Consider the following 19017-nt stretch of genomic DNA (forward strand, 5'->3'; position numbering starts at 1 on the left):
GTTGCCCGTGATCGAGAACAGCAATGCACAGACCAGTACCGTGCGGCTGCCCAGCCGTCGCGTCATCACTGCCACGGGACCGATCAGCAATGCTGATCGCCACCACCGTATTTAAGCAGGTATTTAGACTGCCCTTAACCCGGATTTATCCAAGAGTTCACGCGGCGCGGCTGACGGCGGCTTCGGCCAGCTGCCTGAGCGCGGCAAGCGGGAGTTCAGCCAGGGGGAGGCGTTCCAAGGCCTCGAAAGCCTCATTGCTGAGTTCCTCGATCATCGATTCCGTGGCTTCGAGCGCACCGCAATCCACGATGATCCGCCGGATCTCGGCAACCTCGGCCTCGCCAAGGTCCGGCCTTCCGAGCATGGTATCGATGTAGCTCGAATCAGCAGTCCCCGCCTGGTTGATGGCGAAGCCCACCAGCACGGTCCGCTTGCCTTCGCGGAGGTCATCTCCCGCGGGTTTTCCTGTGGTCCCCGGGTCTCCGAACACTCCCAGAACGTCGTCGCGCAACTGGAATGCCTCGCCGAGGGGCAACGCGAAGGCGGAATAGCCTTGCAGGAGCTCTTCGCTGGCACCGGCCAGGGCGCCCCCCAGGGCCAAGGGGTGTTCCGTTGAATACTTCGCCGACTTGAAACGGATGATGGACTGGGCGCGGTGGACGGCACCCGCGCGGTCCCGCACCGGGCCCGCAACTTCCTCCAGGATGTCCAGGTATTGGCCGGCCATGACCTCCGCCCGCATCAGGTTGAAGATCCGCCGTGCGGTTGTGCCGGAAGCGGCCCTGCCGCCAATCTCCGTGAACGCCTCCTCGCTGAAGGACAAGCAAAGGTCTCCCGTGAGAATAGCGGCCGCATGCCCGAAGCGTTCGCTGTCGAGGGCCCAGCCTTGGCCCTCATGGAGCTGGCTGAACCGCTTGTGGACGCTCGGGCCGCCGCGCCGTGTGTCGGAGCGGTCGATGATGTCGTCGTGAATCAGGGCTGCAGCCTGGAAGAGTTCCAAAGCGCAACCGGCGGTGATGATGTCGGGGTGTGCGGACTCGCCTCCGGCACCTCGCCAACCCCAGTAGCACATCAGGGCCCTGAGCCGTTTGCCACCTGTCACGAGGCTTGTGATTGAGCCCATGAGCGGGGCGACATCGGGGGAGATGGTGGCCATGGTTTCTTGTTGCACCCCAAGGAAACCGTTAAGTTTGGCGGCGACATCGGCCACAAAACGGCTCTGTTCCGAACCCAAGCTCTCCGTGGTCACTTGATTGACCCGGCGGCCACGTTGGCACCGATGGTGAACGTGGATTTGCCTGCGGTTTCCACCACCGAGATATTCACCGTTTCATTGTCGCCGCGGAGGAAATCCTTTGATTTGATACTTCCGACAGTGCTGCCGGGGACTTCCTTAAAGCCCTGCGCCGTGAGCGCGGAGGTATAAAAGGCCACTACTTCGTCCGACGGCGACGCAATGTTCCCGACAAGGGCCACCGACGCCGGAGAGGAGTTCTTGTCGAAACTGCTGGATTCCACGGCTGCCTTGGGCATCACTGGAATCAGTTGCTGGGGGAATCCCGGAACCAAGGCGCCGACCGCCGCCGAAGCTCCCGCGGACCCCGTGGAAGTTGCGCCCGGCGCCGGACTTGCCGAGGCAGTGGCCGTCCCGGACGGTGTTGGCGCCGCCCCTTGGGATGCCATGCTTGCCGGGGACGACCCGCACGCCGAGATGGTCAACGCGACGCCCGTGGCCAACAAGGCCAGGCTGACGGGTTGAGGCTTTCCAAAGAGCTTCACAGGGATTTCCTCCTGGGGACGACGCCGGATGCTGCCTCCAGTTTAGGGCGCCGGACGCTGGCACCAGTAACCAGTCCCGCGGCATAGGATTTCCTTGTGAGACCACAAGCAGAGAACAACGGGCGGGGCCCCGGACAGGAATTCGCCCCGGATCCCGATGCTCTGCGGGAACTGCGGCGCACCAGCATCCTCCACGTGGACATGGATGCCTTCTTTGTCTCGGTGGAATTGCGCACGCGGCCCGAACTCAAGGGAAAACCCGTCATTGTGGGCTTCCCGGTGGATCGCTCGGTTGTGCTGTCCGCCTCCTACGAAGCGCGCGCGTTGGGCGTGAAGTCCGCCATGCCCATGGCCAACGCCATGCGGATGTGTCCCAACGCGGTCATCATCGAGCCCCGCCACAGCCTCTACTACGAGGTGTCCGCGCAATTGATGGGCATTTTCGAATCGATAACGGAACTCGTGGAGCCCTTGAGCGTCGACGAGGCTTTCCTTGATGTGGGAGGCGCCATCAGGAGACTTGGTCCGCCCCTCCAGATCGGCCGTTTGATCCGGCGCCGTGTTGAGTCGGAGCTGGGAATCACTGCCTCTGTCGGAATAGCCGCCAACAAGTTCGTTGCCAAAATTGCTTCTACGCGCTGCAAACCCGACGGACTGCTCCTCATTGAGGAAGGGCAGACCGTAGCCTATTTGCACAGCCTGCCCGTGAACGCGTTGTGGGGAGTCGGGGCCAAGACCGCCGATGTCCTCGCAAGGCTGGGGATCCGTACCGTGGCCGATGTGGCGGCCACCCCGCTTTCTTCCTTGAAAAAGGTCCTTGGGGCCTCAGGCGAACACGTCCACCGATTGTCGATGGGCCTGGATCCGCGGCCGGTCACGCCCACCCGCCTCGAAAAGAGCATTGGTTCCGAGGAAACGTTCGCTATTGACACCCCGGATGACGCGCTCCTGCACCGCGAGTTGCTCAGGCTCTCCCACCGAACCGCTTCACGGCTGCGGACGGCGGGAATGCTGGCCCGGACCATCGCGCTGAAGCTGCGTTATGCGGATTTTTCGACAATCAGCCGAAGCAAGACAATGCACACGCCGGTGGACAGCGCCCAGATGATCTACCAGGTGGCAAGCCAGTTGCTGGCGTCCTTGGGGGAGCGCCCCATGAGCGTGCGCCTTGTAGGAGTCCGGGCTGAGCAGCTCGAACCGGCGGAACACACCTCGCTGCAGTTAAGCTTCGACCGCCGGGACGACAACTGGCGGGCGGCTGAACAGGCGCTTGACCGTGTCATCGAGCGATTCGGCAGCAAGACCGTCCTTCCTGCGACGCTTTTGGAGCCGCATGCGCAGCCGGACGGGCCGGGCCCTACCTTGGCTTCGAAGAGCCCTCGCATGCCCTCCGGCGTGTCTTTCAGAACAGCGGACAACAAACTATCCTAGAGATACACAGATTTAGACCGTCTGGATAAATTGCCATGTTGCGTCTGTTCCGTGAGACCGTGTTCACAAGACCCGGTCTTCGGGAACCCTTTTTTGGGTTTGTCCGTTCAAGGAACAGAGGCAACGGCCGCAGCGTATCCAGACGCTGGCCGACTAAAGGAGGTCGCGATGCCCCTCTCGGAGCACGAACAGAAGCTACTCGAGCAACTCGAGAAGCAACTGCATGAGGACGATCCAAAGTTTGCCAATTCAATGGGCTCTGACCCCATTCGCTCATGGTCGACCAGGCACATCGTTATTGGCGTTCTCGGCACTATCGTCGGGATTCTCTTGTTGTTGGTAGGTGTGTCCCTGCAGAACATCTTCCTTGGGGTGCTGGGCTTCATCGTGATGGGCGCCGGCGTTTACTTCGCCACCCTGAGACGGGCAGCCGGCGGGAAGTCGAAGAGTGCCAAGCCGGGCAAGGCAAGGAACTCATTCATGAGCAACCTTGAGGAACGCTGGGACGAGCGCCGCCGCGGCGAGGAGAGCTGAACGCTCCATCCAGGGGCTTGTCCTCCAAACGGATGCCGAGTCCTCCACATTGCACCACCAGGCTCTGACCTGATTGCGAAAAGACCCGAATCTCGGGTCTTTTCGCATTTAACGCCACGTTCGCCGCACCTCGCGAGCCTGTAGGCGGGGCTGGCGAGCCGCCGTCGTGCGCCTCCTTGGAGCGCCGCCGCAAAGTCTCCTCCACCACCAACCACCCCCGGGAGCCGCATGTTTTCAGGCTCCCGCATACGAAAGTGGGGCAGAAACACGCCGGATTGCGTTGACTGTGGGGGCTTGTGGAGTAAAGTGGAGCAAGTAAGAGGGTAGTGGCGGCGTGGGGCAGGTACGGGCACCTTTACAGATGGGGCGGTGGGCCAGTGTTTCTTGGCACGCATTCACCGCGTCTGGACGAAAAGGGCCGGATCATCCTTCCCGCCAAGTTCCGCGAGGAACTTGCTGACGGCTTGGTCCTCACAAGGGGCCAGGAACGTTGCATCTACGTCTTCAGCCAGCGGGAATTCGAACGTATTCACGAATCCATGCGGGAGGCCCCCATCTCCTCCAAGCAGTCACGTGACTACATCAGGGTTTTCCTGTCCGGAGCCTCTGACGAGGTGCCTGACAAGCAGGGGCGCGTGACAATTCCGCCGGCGCTCCGGAGCTACGCAGGTCTTGAGCGGGAATTGGCGGTCATCGGCGCCGGAACCCGCGCAGAGATCTGGGACGCCCAGGCTTGGGATGAGTACCTGGCCGAGAAGGAAGCCGCCTTCTCGGAGACCGACGACGACAACCTTCCCGGTTTCATTTAGAAACCGGCACAGGAAGCAGCAATGCTTCTTGGACGGGATCTCCAGCCGCCCATCACATTGTTTTCCTGGCTCACCTTCCCCGGAGCCAGGCAGACGCTGCGATAGGCGCGGATGGGGATCCGGCCCAAGAAGCGACCGCTCAGCACGAAACTGACAGATGAACAATTCAGCTCTGAGGAGGCCGCATGGAGGAGCAAGACGCGCCAAAACCAACCTCGGAGCGACATGTACCGGTCCTGAAGGACCGGTGCATCAATTTGTTGGCACCAGGTTTTGAGGCCGCCCGCAGCCGTGGCGAAACGCCCGTCGTCATCGACGCCACATTGGGAATGGGTGGCCACTCCGAAGCGATGCTGCAGCGGTTCCCCGATCTGCACCTCGTTGGTATCGACCGGGACGAAGAGGCCCTGGCCCTCGCTGGAGAGCGCCTGCAACCGTTCGCGGCCCGCACTGACCTGGTACATGCCGTTTATGACGAAATCGAAGATGTGCTTGCCGACTTGGGCATCCCGGAGGTGCACGGCATCCTCATGGATCTGGGTGTCTCTTCCCTCCAACTGGACGAGCGGGAGCGCGGCTTTGCCTACTCCTACGACGCGCCGCTGGATATGCGGATGGACACCAGCCGCGGCCAGACTGCCGCCGACGTAGTCAACAACTATTCCGAAGAAGACCTCGTGCGGATTATCCGCAAGTGGGGCGAGGAAAAGTTTGCCGGCAGGATCGCGAACCGCATCGTCACGGCGAGGGTCACCAAGCCATTCGCCACCACCGGGGAACTCGTCGAGCAGATCCGGGGCGTTGTTCCCGCTGCGGCTGCAAAGTCCGGTGGACATCCGGCAAAGCGGACTTTCCAGGCCCTGCGCATCGAAGTCAACGAGGAACTCGATGTCCTGGAGAGGGCAGTGCCTGCGGCCCTCGCAGCCTCGGCAATGGGCGGACGGGTAGTGGTCATGTCGTACCACTCACTCGAAGACAAGATCGTCAAGTCGGTCTTCCAGTCCCGGTCCAAGTCCTCGGCACCGCTCGGCTTCCCTGTGGAGCTGGAAGAACATAAGCCGGAATTCAAGATCCTGACCAAGGGCACCGAAGTGCCTACCCCTGAAGAAATCGCCGAAAACCCGCGTGCGGCATCTGCCCGCCTGCGGGCCGTGGAACGCATCAAAGCGAGGAGAACAGCATGAGCACCGCTGCCGCGAAGATCCTGCCGACCACAGTGGGGAACACTGCGCGTGCCCTGCCCGCCCGGGGACCGGAGCGCGACACGACCCGCAAGGCGCGGACGCCGCTCTCGCTCGTACAAAGTGTTCCCGGACGACGACGGACTCCGTTCGTCGTCTTTTGCTTCGGCGTGCTGGCCGCCGCCTTGCTGACTGTCCTGGTGCTCAACATCTCCGTTTCCACGGCCCAATACGACCTTGTGAAGCTCAGGAACGACGCTGCGTCCTTGACCAAGCAGAACCAGGACCTGACACAGCAGGTCCAGAACTACCAAGCTCCCCAGAATCTTGCCGCCAAGGCCGCAGAATTGGGCATGGTAGCTTCCACTGCCACGGGCCAGATCGATCTGGACAACCTGACGGTCACAGGAAAAGCCACGCCGGCAACCAAGGGACAGAATCCCGGTGCCGTCATCGCTCCTCCTGCGGTTGCAGGCCAATCCAGCGTCGCTCCGTCCGCACCCGCCAAGAATGATTCACTGGACAGCCGCAAGCCGAACGTGGCCGCCGACTCGACACCGGCCAAACCGCAGGCGCCCGCGGTTCCTGCGGCACCCAAGCCGCCGGCTGTGGATCTCCACGGTGGTTCGGTCCCCGCTCCACAGCAGAAGGTACCAGGGCAGTAACGTCCAGCCGACCTGATTTCAGGTGACCAGCAAGGCAAGCAGCAAGGAATCGACGTGGTGCAGAAAACCGGCAAATCGAAGAACAAGAGAACGCCGGCGGCGAAGAAGCGCCTGCGCCTCGGCCTCGGCCTCGGAGTCATGCTGACGCTATTGCTGGTGGTCGGGGGCAAGTTGTTCCTCGTCCAGGGGCTGGACGTCGGTGGCCTGGCCGAGGCGGCCTACAACAACCGGCTGACAACCACGATCCTGCCGGCCGAACGAGGCAAGATCCTTGACGCCAACGGCACCGTTCTCGCAAGCAGCGTGATCCGCTACAACATCGTGGTGGACCAAACGGTCAACACCAATACCGATCAGTTTCCTCGTTTCAACTCCCAGACCCAAGTTATCGATACGATCTCCAGGTCCCAGGGGATAGCAGAGCTTGCCAGCGCCCTCGGGATGGACGTCGGGCAGGTCACACAAGCCGTGACCGGCGTGAAGAAGTACAACATCGTGGCCAAGGAAGTGAAGCCGGACGTCGAGGACCGGATAGCCCAACTGCACATCCCGGGTATCGTCTCGGAGGGAATCAGCAAGCGCGTCTATCCCAACGGCAGCGTGGCCGGTGGGATAGTCGGCTTCCTTAAAGACGGCACCACGGGCCAGGCAGGCCTTGAGCAGACCCAGGACGAGCTGCTCCGCGGCAAAGACGGCAAGCGCGTTTTTGAGATCGGCGCCGACGGTCTTCGTATCCCCGTGGCAACCGACCTGCTGACCCCGGCCGTCAACGGCAAAGACGTCAAGCTGACGCTGAACACGGACATCCAGTACTTTGCGCAGCAGGCCATCCAGACCCAGGTCAACCAGCTCAATGCCGAGTGGGGATCAATCGTCGTCGAGGACATCAAAACCGGGAACCTCATCGCGATGGCGGACACCAACGCACCGGATCCCAACGACCCCGGCAAGGTAGCGGCTGCGGACCGCGGCGTACGGTCCGTGACGGCTGCCTACGAGCCCGGCTCGGTGGAGAAGATGATCACGGCGTCCGCTGCGATCAATGAGGGAAAGTCCAGCCCATTGGACACCGTCACCATTCCACCGGCTTTGACCATCGACGGTCAGACTTTCACCGATGCGTTCGACCATGGAACCGAGCAGAGGACCCTTGCCGGCATCCTTGGCTATTCGATGAACACGGGTACCGTGATGATCGGCAGCCGCCTGAGCAAGCAACAGCGCTACGACTACCTGACGCGCTTCGGTATCGGCCAAGCTCCGGACATTGGCCTTCCCGCCGAAACCTCAGGCATCCTGGCCAAGCCCGATCAATGGGATGACCGCCAGCAGTACACCGTGCTGTTCGGCCAAGGTGTTTCCCAGTCCACGCTGCAGACCGTCCGGGCGTACCAAAGCGTGGCCAACGACGGCGTGATGCTGCAACCGCGGCTGATTGACGGCTACGTCGGAGCTGACGGGGTGGAGGAGAAAGTGCCTGCCAAGGATTCCCGGCAAGTCGTGACCAAAGACACCGCGCAGCAGGTGCGGGACATCCTGGAGAGCAACGTCACCATGGGCGAAGTGAAGGATGCCGCGATCGATGGATACCGGGTGGGCGCCAAGACGGGCACGTCCCAGGCGCCCCGTGAAGATGGCCTGCCTGGGTTCGATGGCTATACCGCCTCGATCGTGGGCATGGCGCCCATGGACAATCCGCGCTTCATCGTAGAGGTTGTAATCCAGCGGCCCAAGGGCAGCATTTACGGCATCACCCAGGGGCCGATTTTCCGCTCGGTCATGGGCCAGGTCCTGCGTACCTACAACGTCCCGCCGTCCACGGGCACTCCAGCGCGGCTTCCCCAATACGGCAAATAGGGGCCATCACGGCAGGCAGCCCAGTTTTGCCAAGTAAGCTTAGTGGGCATCTGTCCGGCCACATTACGATCCACCCATGCCGTTTGCGGTAGCCCCCGGGTTCCCGCGCGGCCAGTTTTACGAGTACCAACGGAGACCACCTTGTCAGAGCAGAATGATGCCGTGTCGATCCCTACAGGGAACCCGTCGGCTACGGACAAACCAGGCTTCCGTCCAGCCGTCGTGGCGCCTGTTCCCCTTGAGGCCATCGCATCGTCCCTCGGAATCGCGCTGCCCCCGGACTCCGGAGATACGTCGGTGACTGGTGTGTCCCTCAACTCGCGCACGGTCGAGCCGGGAGACTTGTACCTGGCGCTGCCCGGTGCCACACGCCATGGCGCCGACTTCGTCACCCAAGCGGTGGCAGCCGGTGCTGTGGCCGTCTTAACCGATGAAGACGGCGCGCGTCAATTGGCACTTGAGGACCTCGCTGTTCCCGTGCTGATCGTCAGCAATCCCCGTGCCGCCGTCGGGTCCCTCGCTGCCCTCATTTATCGAAGCCAGCCCCTCGACGGCGGTTCGCCCACGCTTTTCGGGGTGACCGGTACAAACGGCAAAACGACAACGACGTATTTCATCAACTCCCTGCTCCGCGCCCTGGGCATGAATCCTGGACTGATCGGGACGATCGAGATTCTTGCGGGGGGCGAAGCCATTCCGAGCCTGCTGACCACGCCGGAGTCGACGGACGTCCACGCCTTGCTCGCCCTCATGCGTGAACGCGGGCTGGAGGCTGCTTCCATGGAGGTTTCCTCCCATGCCCTGTCCTTCCACAGGGTCGACTCCGTGACGTTCGACGTTGCCGGCTTCACCAACCTGACACAGGACCACCTAGATCTCCACGGAAGCATGGAGGAGTACTACCGGACCAAGGCGGAGCTGTTCACCAGCGCGCGCGCAAGGCGGGCCGTGGTGACCGTTGACGACCCGTGGGGGCGCTTGCTGGCCGATGAGGCGGGAATTCCCGTGACCACGCTGTCGGCCACGGAGGGGAGCGACGCTGACTGGACGGTGGAGTCAGCCAAGCCACGCGGGCTCGGAACGGACTTCGAATTGCGCCACCGCGACGGAACGGCCCTGCGCGTCCATACCGGATTGCCGGGGGACTTCAACGTCGCCAACGCGGCGCTGGCCACCATTATGGTCCTCGACTCCGGCATCGAGCCGGCGGCACTCCAGGCGGCGCTGGACACGCACGATCCCTTCACCGTTTCCGTACCCGGCCGGATGCAGCTGATCTCGGATGCCCCTGCCTCCGTTGTCGATTTCGCGCACAACCCGGACGCGCTGGCGAGGGCCCTCAAGGCCGTACGCCCGCAATCCCCGGGATCGCGCGTGATTGTTGTTTTCGGCGCAACAGGACAGCGCGACCAGGGCAAGCGGCCGACCATGGGCGCCATAGCCGCCCGGCTCGCCGACGTCGTCATCGTCAGCGACGACGATCCCCATGACGAAGACGCAGCGGCGATCCGTTCGGAAGTCATCGCCGGCGCCCGTGCCGCCCGCGAGTCGGAGAACCTGGACTGCGAGATCGTGGAAGCGTACCCGCGGGACGCCGCCATCCGCCAAGCCGTGGAACTGGCCACCGAGAAAGACACCATCCTGGTCGCCGGCCGCGGCCACGAGGTCTGGCAGGAAGTGAAGGGCGTCAACCTTGCCCTCGACGACCGGGTGGAACTACGGGCGGCCTTGACAGCCAGGGGATTCAAAGTTTCAACGGACGAGCGGATAGAGTCCTAGACCGAGATGATTGCACTTACTGCGGCGGAGATCGCCGATATTACCAACGGCCGATTGGCAGCGGACCCGGACATTGTCCCGGCGTCCGTTGTTACCGACTCCCGTGAGGCGGCCGCTGGATCGTTGTACGTGGCCAAGCCAGGAGAGAACGCTGACGGCCATGCCTATGTAGGCGCCGCTTTCGAGCGCGGGGCTGTCCTGGCGCTGACCGAGCGCGACGTTTCCGACAACGACGGCCGGCCGTACCCAGCCGTCGTCGTCGATGACGCCGTGATCGCCATGGGTGCCCTGGCTGCAGAGTCCGTGCGCCGAATCCGCGCCGCCCGGGCCGCACAGGGGGAGCCCTTCACCGTCATCGGCATCACAGGCTCGGCGGGCAAGACCACTACCAAGGACCTGCTCGCGGGCATTCTTTCCCGCGCCGGCGCCACAGTGGCGCCTCAGGGTTCGTACAACGGGGAAGTCGGCGTGCCGCTCACCGTTTTCCGAGCCGATGCGGGCACCCGCTACCTCGTGATCGAAATGGGCGCCACCGGCGTCGGCCACATCAAATACCTCGCCGAGATGGTCCAACCGGATATCGGCGTCGTTCTTTGCGTCGGCACCGCCCACGCAGGCGAGTTCGGTGGCGTCGAGAACATAGCCAAGGCCAAGGGCGAACTCGTCGAGGCGCTGGGGCAGGACGGAACCGCCGTCATCAACCTCGACGACGCGCGGGTCGCGGCCATGGTCTCCCGCACCCGGGCCAAAGTGCTCGGAACCACCGCCACCGGCATTTCCGGCTCCGCAGTCGAAGCCAGGAACGCCGATATCGACGAAGACGGCCACCCGGAATTCGAACTCTTCCTCCCCGACGGCGGGATCCCGCATCCCGTCCACAGCAAGCTCATCGGTGCGCACCACGTCACCAACCTTCTTGCGGCCGCTGCCGCCGCGTTCGCGGCCGGCATCCCCGCCGCCGGGATCGCCGAGTCGCTGAGCGAGCAGTCGCCGGCCAGCCGGTGGCGAATGGAACGCACTGAGCGCCCGGACGGGGTCACCATCATCAACGACGCGTACAACGCGAATCCGGAATCCATGAGGGCAGCCCTGCGCACCCTCGCCGACCTGGGCCACGGACGCCGCACGTGGGCGGTGCTGGGGGCGATGCTGGAGCTTGGCGAAGACTCCATCCGCGAACACACCGCCGTGGGGACGCAAGTGGTCCGCTTGAACATTTCCAGGCTCGTAGTGGTTGGCCGCGAAGCCCGGGCGCTGTACATTTCCGCGATCCAGGAAGGCTCCTGGGGCGACGAGTGCAGTTTCGCGGAAACGGCCGACGAAGCCTACGAACTGCTGCAGGCCGAGCTCAAACCAGGCGACTTGGTGCTTTTCAAGTCCTCGAACGGGGTGGGCCTAAGGCATTTAGGGGATCGGATAGCATTACCCCCACAAGCCGGTACGAGTGCGAACACAACGGCTGCAACCGCCGCCAATGAAGGGAACGAGCTGCTGTGATTGCACTGTTGATCGGCGCGGGCGTCGCCCTCCTGGTGGCTTTGGTCGGAACGCCGCTCTTCATCCGGTTCCTCGTCACCAAGGGATACGGCCAGTTCATCCGCGACGACGGACCTACCTCCCACCACACCAAGCGCGGCACTCCCACCATGGGCGGGACCGTCGTGGTGGCCGCCGTGCTCGTCAGCTACGGGCTGACCCACCTGATCATGTGGATGATGAACCCGCGATCACCGGGCCCATCGGCTTCGGGCCTGCTCCTGTTGTTCCTCATGGTCGGCATGGGATTCGTTGGCTTCCTCGACGATTTCATCAAGATCTCCAAGCAACGCAGCCTCGGACTCAATGCCAAAGCCAAGCTGATCCTTCAGGCGTTCGTCGGCATTGTCTTCGCAGTGCTCGTCCTGAACTTCCCCGACGCGCAGGGGATCACCCCGGCCTCCACCCATATTTCCCTTGTCCGGGACATTCCCTGGCTGAACCTGGCCTTCGGAGGCACCGTCCTCGGGGCCATCCTGTTTGTCATCTGGTCGAACCTGATCGTCACTGCGGCAACCAACGGCGTCAACCTGACGGACGGTCTGGACGGCCTTGCCGCCGGCGCCTCCATCATGGTCTTCGGAGCCTACACGCTGATGGGAATCTGGCAGAACAACCAGGCCTGCGGTTCACCCCGCGAGGCGGGCAGCGGCTGCTACTCGGTCCGCGACCCGCTCGATCTGGCGCTCCTGGCCGCTATCTGCAGTGCCGCTCTGGTGGGCTTCCTCTGGTGGAACACGTCCCCGGCGAAGATCTTCATGGGAGACACCGGTTCCCTGGCCATCGGCGGCGCGGTGGCGGGCTTTGCGATCCTCTCCCGCACCGAGCTTCTTTTGGGCATCATCGGCGGCCTTTTCGTCCTCATCACGCTGTCGGTCATCATCCAGGTGGGCTACTTCAAGGTCACCAAGGGGAAGCGGGTCTTCAAGATGGCCCCCCTTCAGCATCATTTCGAACTCAAGGGCTGGGCCGAGATCACGGTGGTTGTCCGATTCTGGATTCTTTGCGGCCTCTTCGTGGCCGCCGGCCTTGGGATTTTCTATGCTGAATGGGTGGTGCTGCTGTGAGCTCAAGTCCTCAAACCAAGCCTTCTGCCAACGACCGGCTAGGTAACCTCGTCAGTTGGGATTCCGACTGGAAGGGCCTGCGCGTCGTCGTGACCGGCATCGGTGTCTCCGGTTTCGCGGCCGCCGACACCTTGATCGAACTCGGCGCACGGGTAGTGGTGGTTGACGCTGCCACGAGCGCCAAAGCCCTCGCCCAGGCGGACACCTTGAAGATCGTCGGCGCAGCCGACGTCCTCCTCGGCCAGGACGCCGTCAAGACGCTGCCCCGCGTGGACGGCGAAAAGGCCGAACTCGTCGTGACATCGCCGGGCTGGCGGCCGGACCAGTCCCTCCTGGCAGCTGCCAAACGGGCCCACGTACCGGTGTGGGGCGACGTCGAACTCGCCTGGCGGGTACGCGAACGCAAAGGCCGCAAGACGGCGGACTGGCTCACGATCACCGGTACCAACGGCAAGACCACCACGGTGGGCATGACTGAAGCCATGCTGCAGGCAGCGGGGCTCAAGGCAATCGCCGTGGGGAACGTAGGTACTCCCATCCTGGATGCCCTCCGTGACCCAGTGGAGTACGACGCCTTCGCGGTCGAGCTTTCCAGCTTCCAATTGCACTGGATCGAATCGCTCTCCCCGGTTGCAAGCGTCTGCCTCAATGTCGCCGAGGACCACGTCGACTGGCACGGCTCCTACGAGTCCTACCTCGCGGACAAAGCAAAAATCTTCGAGCACACCCAGAAGGCGTGTATCTACAACGCCGAGCAGATCGAGACCGAACGCATGGTGGAAAACGCCGACGTGGTGGAGGGTTGCCGGGCGATCGGCTTCACCACCTCGACCCCGGCTGTCAGCATGCTCGGTGTCGTCGAGGGGTTGCTCGTGGACCGTGCGTTCATTGAAGAGCGCAAGAGTTCAGCAGAGGAACTCGCGTCCCTGGCGGATCTGGGCCAGCCTGCGCCCCGACACATGGTCGCCAACGCGCTGGCCGCCGCCGCACTCGTGCGCGCTTACGGCGTCGAACCGGCTGCAGTGCGCGAGGGGCTCCGGAACTATCTCCCGGGAGACCACCGCATCCAGCCTGTGGCCAAGCAGAACGGCGTGCTCTGGGTCAACGACTCCAAAGCGACCAATCCGCACGCAGCTTCTGCCGCCCTGTCCGCGTTCGACAAGGTCGTCTGGATCGCAGGCGGTTTGTCCAAGGGCGTCAACTATGACGACCTGGTCAAAAGCAACGCGCACAGGCTCAAGGCGGTGGTGCTGATCGGCTCCGACACCGCGGACCTGGAAGCCTCCCTCAAGCGACACGCAGCGGATGTGCCCGTAATCGGGCAGCCCAAGGGCGACACTGAAAAGGTGCAGTCCGCCGATTCAGCTGGTGCCGCCGCGGAACCGTCTCCGATCTTCGGCGACACCGTCATGGCCCATGCTGTCGAGTCGGCAGCACGTGTCGCCGAGCCCGGCGATACCGTGCTGATGGCCCCGGCGGCTGCTTCCATGGACCAGTTCTCTTCCTACGCTCACCGTGGCGATGCTTTCATCCGGGCAGTGCGCGAGCTTGTGGAAGGCCAGGCACAGACCACCGAGGAGTAACAATGGTCAGCACGCCCACGCGCAGCGGGCCCGGGCGGACCCGGGCCGGCAAGCCAGACCCCGCTGGACGCGCGGCAGGCGTTGCCCGAGCCTCGCTGCCGTCCCGCATCCGCTCGGGGATTTCCGGGTTCTGGGCAACTCTGGAGGGAAGCGGTAAATCGAGCGGCGGGTCAACCTACTACTTGATTCTTGGCGCTTCGCTTGCGCTCACGGCCATCGGGATCATCATGGTCCTGTCGGCGTCCAGCGTCGAGGCGATTGCGGCCGGCGAATCCCCGTACTCCATCGCCACCAAGCAGGGCATGTTCGCAGGCATCGGCGTCGTTGCGATGCTGGTGCTTTCACGGGTCAACGTCGTCTGGCTGAAAAGGTTCGCCTGGCCTTCAATCATTCTTGCCTGCGCCTTGCTGGTGCTGGTACTCGTGATCGGCAAGCGTGTGCTGGGCAACCAGAACTGGATCGAGATCGGTGGCTTCACCTTCCAGCCATCGGAATACGCCAAGTTCGCCTTGGTGCTCTGGATGGCCACGGTGCTTTCCGTCAAGGCAAAACTTCTCGACAAGTGGACGCACGCGCTGATCCCTATCGTCCCGGTCTCCGGCGTCATCATTACCCTCATTGTCCTGGGGCATGACCTCGGCACCTCGCTGGTGGTCATGCTCATCATGGCTGCGGGCTTGTTTTTCGGCGGCGTCAACCTGAAGCTCTTCGCTGCTGCCGGTGGTGTCGCCGCCGCTGCCGCGCTGATTCTGGCGTTCACGAGCGGAAACCGGATGTGCCGGATCACCTCGTGGATGGGACAGAGTTGCGCCGGGGCGAGCGACATCGGCTTCCAAAGCGAACAGGGGCTCAGCGCCCTGGCTTCGGGAGGCTGGCTTGGTGTCGGACTTGGCCAGAGCCGGCAAAAATACCAGTGGATTCCCGAAGCCCACAACGACTTCATCTTCGCTGTCATCGGGGAGGAACTCGGGCTTGTGGGCACCATCGTGGTCCTGGTGCTTTTTGCGCTGCTCGCCGTTGCCATCTACCGCGTCGTCAGCCACCAGGAAGACTTGTTCGCCCGGGTGCTCGGCGGATCGATCATGGCGTGGATGCTTGGACAGGCCGCGATCAACATGGCCATGGTGGCGGGACTGCTGCCCGTGATCGGCGTTCCCCTGCCTTTCATTTCCTACGGTGGTTCAGCGTTGGTGATGTCGCTGTGCGGCGTGGGCGTAGTGTTGTCTTTGGCCCGCGCCCAAATGGCTCCTGCCAGCCGTTCCAAGCCGCGCTGGCGACTTGGAAAAACTGCACGAAAGCGTACATAGCACTCCATGAATTCCCAGCCCAAACCCCTCTCCGTGGTCCTCGCCGGCGGCGGGACCGCCGGACACATCAGCCCCTTGCTCGCCATTGCCGATGCCATCAAGTCACTGCGGCCGGATGCCAGGATCCTTGCCGTCGGCACACCCAACGGCATGGAAACGCGCCTCGTTCCGGCTGCAGGCTACGAGTTGGCCACCATCGACCGGGTTCCCTTTCCCCGGAAGCCTTCCGCGGATCTGCTCAAACTGCCCCGCAGGCTCGCTGCGGCAGTCAAACAAGCCGGGCGCATCCTGGACGACGCGCAGGCCGACGTCCTCCTCGGCGTCGGCGGCTATGTCTGCACTCCCATGTACCTCGCGGCGTGGCGTCGCAGGATTCCCATCGTCATCCACGAGGCCAACACGCGCGCCGGGCTTGCCAACCGGGTCGGCGCGATGTTCACCAAGCACGTGGGCGTGGCCTTCCCCGAGACCCGGCTAAGGCACGCCCGCCACGTGGGGATGCCCATGCGCAAGGCCATCGCCGGTTTGGACCGGGCGGCTTGGCGCGCGGATGCCAGGCAGTCGCTTGGCCTCGACGCCGGAAAGCCCGCACTCATCGTGACGGGCGGCTCTTCCGGCGCGCTGAGCATCAACCGCACCATTGCCGGTGCTGTCGCCGCTTTGGCGGAAGCCGGTATCCAGACGCTGCACATCACCGGCCGCGGCAAGGCAGTGACTAACGACGACGGCGCCCCCCTGGCTGTCGACGGCTACCACCAGGTGGAATACGTCGACGGCATGGAAAACGTGTACGCGGCCGCCGACGTTCTCCTCGCCCGATCCGGCGCGGCAACCGTCAGTGAGGTGGCCGCCGTCGGGCTCCCCGCGGTATTCGTCCCGCTGCCCATCGGAAACGGCGAGCAGGCAATGAACGCATCCGCGCTGGTCAAGGCCGGGGCTGCGCTTTTGGTCGACGACCGGGCCCTGACTGCGGAATGGCTCAAAGCCGAGTTGATTCCTTTGCTCACGGATCAGGCCCGCCTCGAGGAGATGGCCAGCAAGGCAAGGGAACTTGGCATCAGAAATGCTGATCAGCGGATGGCTGATCTCGTCTTGGAAGCGGTAAGCGAATGACCCGGCCCCTCGCAGACGTCGATTCCCTCGGCCGGGTCCACTTCATCGGCATCGGGGGCGTGGGCATGTCTGCCGTCGCACGCATCATGGTGGCCAGGGGCGTTCCGGTGAGCGGTTCGGACGCCAAGGACCTGCCCGTCATGCAGGACCTCCAGTCCGCCGGGGCGCAGATCGCCGTTGGCTACGCCGCGGAAAACCTTCGTGACGCGCAGACCGTCGTTGCGGGTTCGGCCATCAGGGCTGACAATCCGGAGTTGGAGGCAGCCCGGGCGGCCGGCCTTCCGGTGCTCCACCGCTCGGAGGCCCTCGCGGCAACCATGAGTACAGACCGCGTGGTGACCGTGGCAGGCACGCATGGCAAGTCGACGACCACCTCAATGGTTGCTGTGTTGCTCAAGGAAGCCGGACTGGACCCGTCCTTCGCCATCGGCGCCAACGTACCCGCTCTCGGTGTCAACGCGGCGCACGGCACCTCGGACATCTTCGTCGCCGAAGCCGATGAATCGGACGGTTCCTTCCTGAACTACCGGCCGCTCATTGCCGTCGTCACGAACGTCGAGGCAGACCACCTGGACTATTACGGCACGCCTGAGGCTGTCTACGCCTCCTTCGACAGTTTCGCGGCACTGCTGCCCGCCAACGGCGTGCTTTTTGCCTGCGCGGACGACGACGGCGCCCGGGCCCTCGCGGAACGGACCCGCGCCGCGGGCAATACGCGGGTGCTGAGCTACGGCACCGCGGAGGACGCCGACATCCGCCTGCACGATGGGGGGCCCGGCGACGTCCGGGTGTCCATCGACGGACAGGGATACCAGCTTGAGCTCAAAGTACCCGGGCGGCACAACGCCTTGAACGCGGCGGCTGCGTTCGGCGTCGCAGTCGAGCTCGGCGTGGCGCCCGGGGCCGCCGCGGCTGCCCTCGGCCATTTCACCGGCGCATCGCGGCGATTCGAGTTCAAGGGACAGGGGAGGGGCGTGCGGGTCTACGACGACTACGCCCACCACCCCACGGAGGTCCGGGCCGCCTTGTCCGCTGCCCGCTCCGTGGCAGGCGGCAACAAGGTGCATGTGCTCTTCCAGCCGCACCTGTTTTCGCGCACCCGCGAATTCGCGGAACAGTTTGCGGAGGCGCTTGGCGAGGCGGATACAGCCCTCGTCCTGGACATCTACCCTGCCCGCGAGGATCCCATCCCCGGAGTCACGAGTGCCTTGATCACGGGGCGCCTCAAGAGCGGCAGGCTCGTGGCCGGCGGCCAGGAGGCGCTGGACGCGGTGCTCTCCGCGGCCCGCGAGGGCGACATCGTGCTGACCGTCGGAGCCGGCGACGTGACGGCCTACGGACCCAGGATCGTGGAGCTGTTGGGTGGCTGATACCCGGAAGCCCACTTTCAAGCCGAAGGCCGGCACCCGGCCCGGAGTCATCAGTGCTGAACGCAGCCTCGACGATCCCGTCGGGGGTCCGTCGGACGCCGCCAGCGGCAAGGACAGCAACGTGCTGGCCTTTCCGGAGCCCAAGGGACGCAAGCAGCGGCGGACAGTGCTCACGGTGTTGGCCATCGTCGTCGCCCTGGTCGCGGGAATTATCGTTGCGGCGGTCTACTCGCCGGCGTTTGCTGTGCGCACGGTGACGGTTGACGGCACCAAGCTGCTCCCCGCGGCGAGCGTCCAGAAGGCCCTCGAACCGGTGAAGGGAAAACCTCTTCCGCAAATCAACGACGCCGAGATCGCCGCGCTGCTCAAGCCCCTCGTCCAGGTGCGTTCCGTCAGTACCGAGGCCCGCCCGCCGTCGGAACTTCTGGTCCACGTCGTGGAGCGGGTGCCCGTGGCGCTGGTCAAGAGCGGCGACAACTATTCACTCGTCGACGTCGACGGCGTCCAGCTTGGGTCAACCGCCGACCCCGCATCGGTCGCCTTGCCCCTCATCGACGGGCTGGGCGCCAATCAGAATCTCTTCAAGGCGATCACGGCCGTTCTTGCGACGCTGCCGGCGGATGTCCTGGCGAAGATGGCCAGCGCGTCGGCCTCGTCGCCGGACGCCGTCCAGCTCAAGCTCACGGACGGCAAAATCGTTGTGTGGGGGAATGCGGACGAGAAGGAGCTCAAGGCGCGGGTCCTTGAGGCGTTGCTTAAGGCTCCCGCCAATCCAAAAGTTCCGGTGAATGTCTACGATGTCAGCGCACCGAGGCACCCGTTTACCAAATAGGCCATTCCACGAAGTAACTTCGCCGGTGTACGGGGCTATTTTTCGGACTTTCACACGACACGCGGAGGCGGTCATTGAATGTCGGATTCATAGCCCATACGGTCACTTAAGAGTTACTTGACATAACTATAACCTTCAACTAGAGGGTTAAGGTCCAAGGATTCAAGTTGGACT

17 protein-coding genes are annotated in these 19017 nt (G+C 63.8%); 15 read left to right on the plus strand and 2 right to left on the minus strand.

The features are described from left to right. Positions 1-157: 157 nt before the first annotated feature. Complete coding sequence (locus tag AB0323_RS21810; RefSeq protein ID WP_366179202.1) at positions 158-1249, minus strand: polyprenyl synthetase family protein; 1092 nt, start codon at positions 1247-1249, stop codon at positions 158-160. Then, positions 1246-1518 carry a hypothetical protein gene (locus AB0323_RS21815; RefSeq protein ID WP_366179203.1) on the minus strand — a complete coding sequence of 91 codons (273 nt, stop codon included), beginning with the start codon at positions 1516-1518 and terminating at the stop codon, positions 1246-1248. The genes AB0323_RS21810 and AB0323_RS21815 overlap by 4 nt, the downstream gene beginning before the upstream one ends. Between AB0323_RS21815 and AB0323_RS21820 the strand changes: the two genes are divergently transcribed. From AB0323_RS21820 to AB0323_RS21890, 15 genes are all read left to right on the plus strand, one after another. Next, a complete protein-coding gene (locus tag AB0323_RS21820; RefSeq protein WP_366179204.1) occupies positions 1496-1759 on the plus strand; it encodes a hypothetical protein in 264 nt (87 codons plus the stop codon). The two genes, AB0323_RS21815 and AB0323_RS21820, sit on opposite strands and share 23 nt — an antisense overlap. 182 nt (positions 1760-1941) lie before the next feature. After that, positions 1942-3210 carry a DNA polymerase IV gene (gene dinB / locus AB0323_RS21825; RefSeq protein WP_366179228.1) on the plus strand — a complete coding sequence of 423 codons (1269 nt, stop codon included), beginning with the start codon at positions 1942-1944 and terminating at the stop codon, positions 3208-3210. Between the two features lie 168 nt (positions 3211-3378). Next, a complete protein-coding gene (locus tag AB0323_RS21830; protein ID WP_364538166.1) occupies positions 3379-3744 on the plus strand; it encodes a DUF3040 domain-containing protein in 366 nt (121 codons plus the stop codon). Between the two features lie 377 nt (positions 3745-4121). Beyond that, positions 4122-4553 (plus strand): division/cell wall cluster transcriptional repressor MraZ, encoded by a 432-nt coding sequence (mraZ, locus tag AB0323_RS21835; RefSeq protein ID WP_059389147.1) that lies wholly within the window; start codon positions 4122-4124, stop codon positions 4551-4553. Between the two features lie 185 nt (positions 4554-4738). Then, entirely contained in the window at positions 4739-5737 is a 999-nt protein-coding gene (rsmH, locus tag AB0323_RS21840; RefSeq protein ID WP_366179205.1) for a 16S rRNA (cytosine(1402)-N(4))-methyltransferase RsmH, read from the plus strand. Next, the gene (locus AB0323_RS21845) at positions 5734-6399 is read left to right on the plus strand and encodes a hypothetical protein (protein ID WP_366179206.1); all 666 of its coding nucleotides are present in this window, start codon (positions 5734-5736) and stop codon (positions 6397-6399) included. Before rsmH ends, AB0323_RS21845 begins: the two co-directional genes overlap by 4 nt. 54 nt (positions 6400-6453) lie before the next feature. Continuing rightward, positions 6454-8256, plus strand: coding sequence for a penicillin-binding protein 2 (locus AB0323_RS21850; RefSeq protein WP_366179207.1), 1803 nt, complete (start codon positions 6454-6456; stop codon positions 8254-8256). 162 nt (positions 8257-8418) lie between these two features. Next, a complete protein-coding gene (locus AB0323_RS21855) occupies positions 8419-10035 on the plus strand; it encodes a UDP-N-acetylmuramoyl-L-alanyl-D-glutamate--2,6-diaminopimelate ligase (RefSeq protein ID WP_366179208.1) in 1617 nt (538 codons plus the stop codon). 6 nt (positions 10036-10041) lie between these two features. Next, entirely contained in the window at positions 10042-11532 is a 1491-nt protein-coding gene (gene murF / locus AB0323_RS21860) for a UDP-N-acetylmuramoyl-tripeptide--D-alanyl-D-alanine ligase (RefSeq protein ID WP_366179209.1), read from the plus strand. Beyond that, on the plus strand, positions 11529-12638 hold the full coding sequence (mraY, locus tag AB0323_RS21865) for a phospho-N-acetylmuramoyl-pentapeptide-transferase (RefSeq protein ID WP_364538177.1): 1110 nt from the start codon (positions 11529-11531) through the stop codon (positions 12636-12638). Before murF ends, mraY begins: the two co-directional genes overlap by 4 nt. Next, complete coding sequence (murD, locus tag AB0323_RS21870) at positions 12620-14221, plus strand: UDP-N-acetylmuramoyl-L-alanine--D-glutamate ligase (RefSeq protein WP_366179210.1); 1602 nt, start codon at positions 12620-12622, stop codon at positions 14219-14221. Before mraY ends, murD begins: the two co-directional genes overlap by 19 nt. 2 nt (positions 14222-14223) lie before the next feature. Beyond that, on the plus strand, positions 14224-15528 hold the full coding sequence (ftsW, locus tag AB0323_RS21875; RefSeq protein ID WP_366179211.1) for a putative lipid II flippase FtsW: 1305 nt from the start codon (positions 14224-14226) through the stop codon (positions 15526-15528). A 6-nt stretch (positions 15529-15534) separates the two neighbouring features. Continuing rightward, positions 15535-16641: an undecaprenyldiphospho-muramoylpentapeptide beta-N-acetylglucosaminyltransferase gene (murG, locus tag AB0323_RS21880; RefSeq protein ID WP_366179212.1), complete on the plus strand. Its 1107-nt coding sequence runs from the start codon at positions 15535-15537 to the stop codon at positions 16639-16641. Continuing rightward, a complete protein-coding gene (gene murC, locus AB0323_RS21885; protein WP_366179213.1) occupies positions 16638-18011 on the plus strand; it encodes a UDP-N-acetylmuramate--L-alanine ligase in 1374 nt (457 codons plus the stop codon). The genes murG and murC overlap by 4 nt, the downstream gene beginning before the upstream one ends. Next, the gene (locus tag AB0323_RS21890) at positions 18004-18843 is read left to right on the plus strand and encodes a cell division protein FtsQ/DivIB (RefSeq protein WP_366179214.1); all 840 of its coding nucleotides are present in this window, start codon (positions 18004-18006) and stop codon (positions 18841-18843) included. The genes murC and AB0323_RS21890 overlap by 8 nt, the downstream gene beginning before the upstream one ends. Positions 18844-19017: the final 174 nt, after the last annotated feature.

Origin of the sequence: Arthrobacter sp. NPDC080031 (assembly GCF_040702485.1) — a bacterium.
Taxonomy (GTDB): Bacteria; Actinomycetota; Actinomycetes; order Actinomycetales; family Micrococcaceae; genus Arthrobacter.

Coding starts and splice junctions, on each gene's coding strand:
- AB0323_RS21830 (WP_364538166.1), top strand. CDS start 3,379: ATGCCCCTCTCGGAGCACGAACAGAAGCTACTCGAGCAACTCGAGAAG.
- rsmH (WP_366179205.1), top strand. CDS start 4,739: ATGGAGGAGCAAGACGCGCCAAAACCAACCTCGGAGCGACATGTACCG.
- AB0323_RS21845 (WP_366179206.1), top strand. CDS start 5,734: ATGAGCACCGCTGCCGCGAAGATCCTGCCGACCACAGTGGGGAACACT.
- murF (WP_366179209.1), top strand. CDS start 10,042: ATGATTGCACTTACTGCGGCGGAGATCGCCGATATTACCAACGGCCGA.
- murD (WP_366179210.1), top strand. CDS start 12,620: ATGGGTGGTGCTGCTGTGAGCTCAAGTCCTCAAACCAAGCCTTCTGCC.
- ftsW (WP_366179211.1), top strand. CDS start 14,224: ATGGTCAGCACGCCCACGCGCAGCGGGCCCGGGCGGACCCGGGCCGGC.
- murG (WP_366179212.1), top strand. CDS start 15,535: ATGAATTCCCAGCCCAAACCCCTCTCCGTGGTCCTCGCCGGCGGCGGG.
- murC (WP_366179213.1), top strand. CDS start 16,638: ATGACCCGGCCCCTCGCAGACGTCGATTCCCTCGGCCGGGTCCACTTC.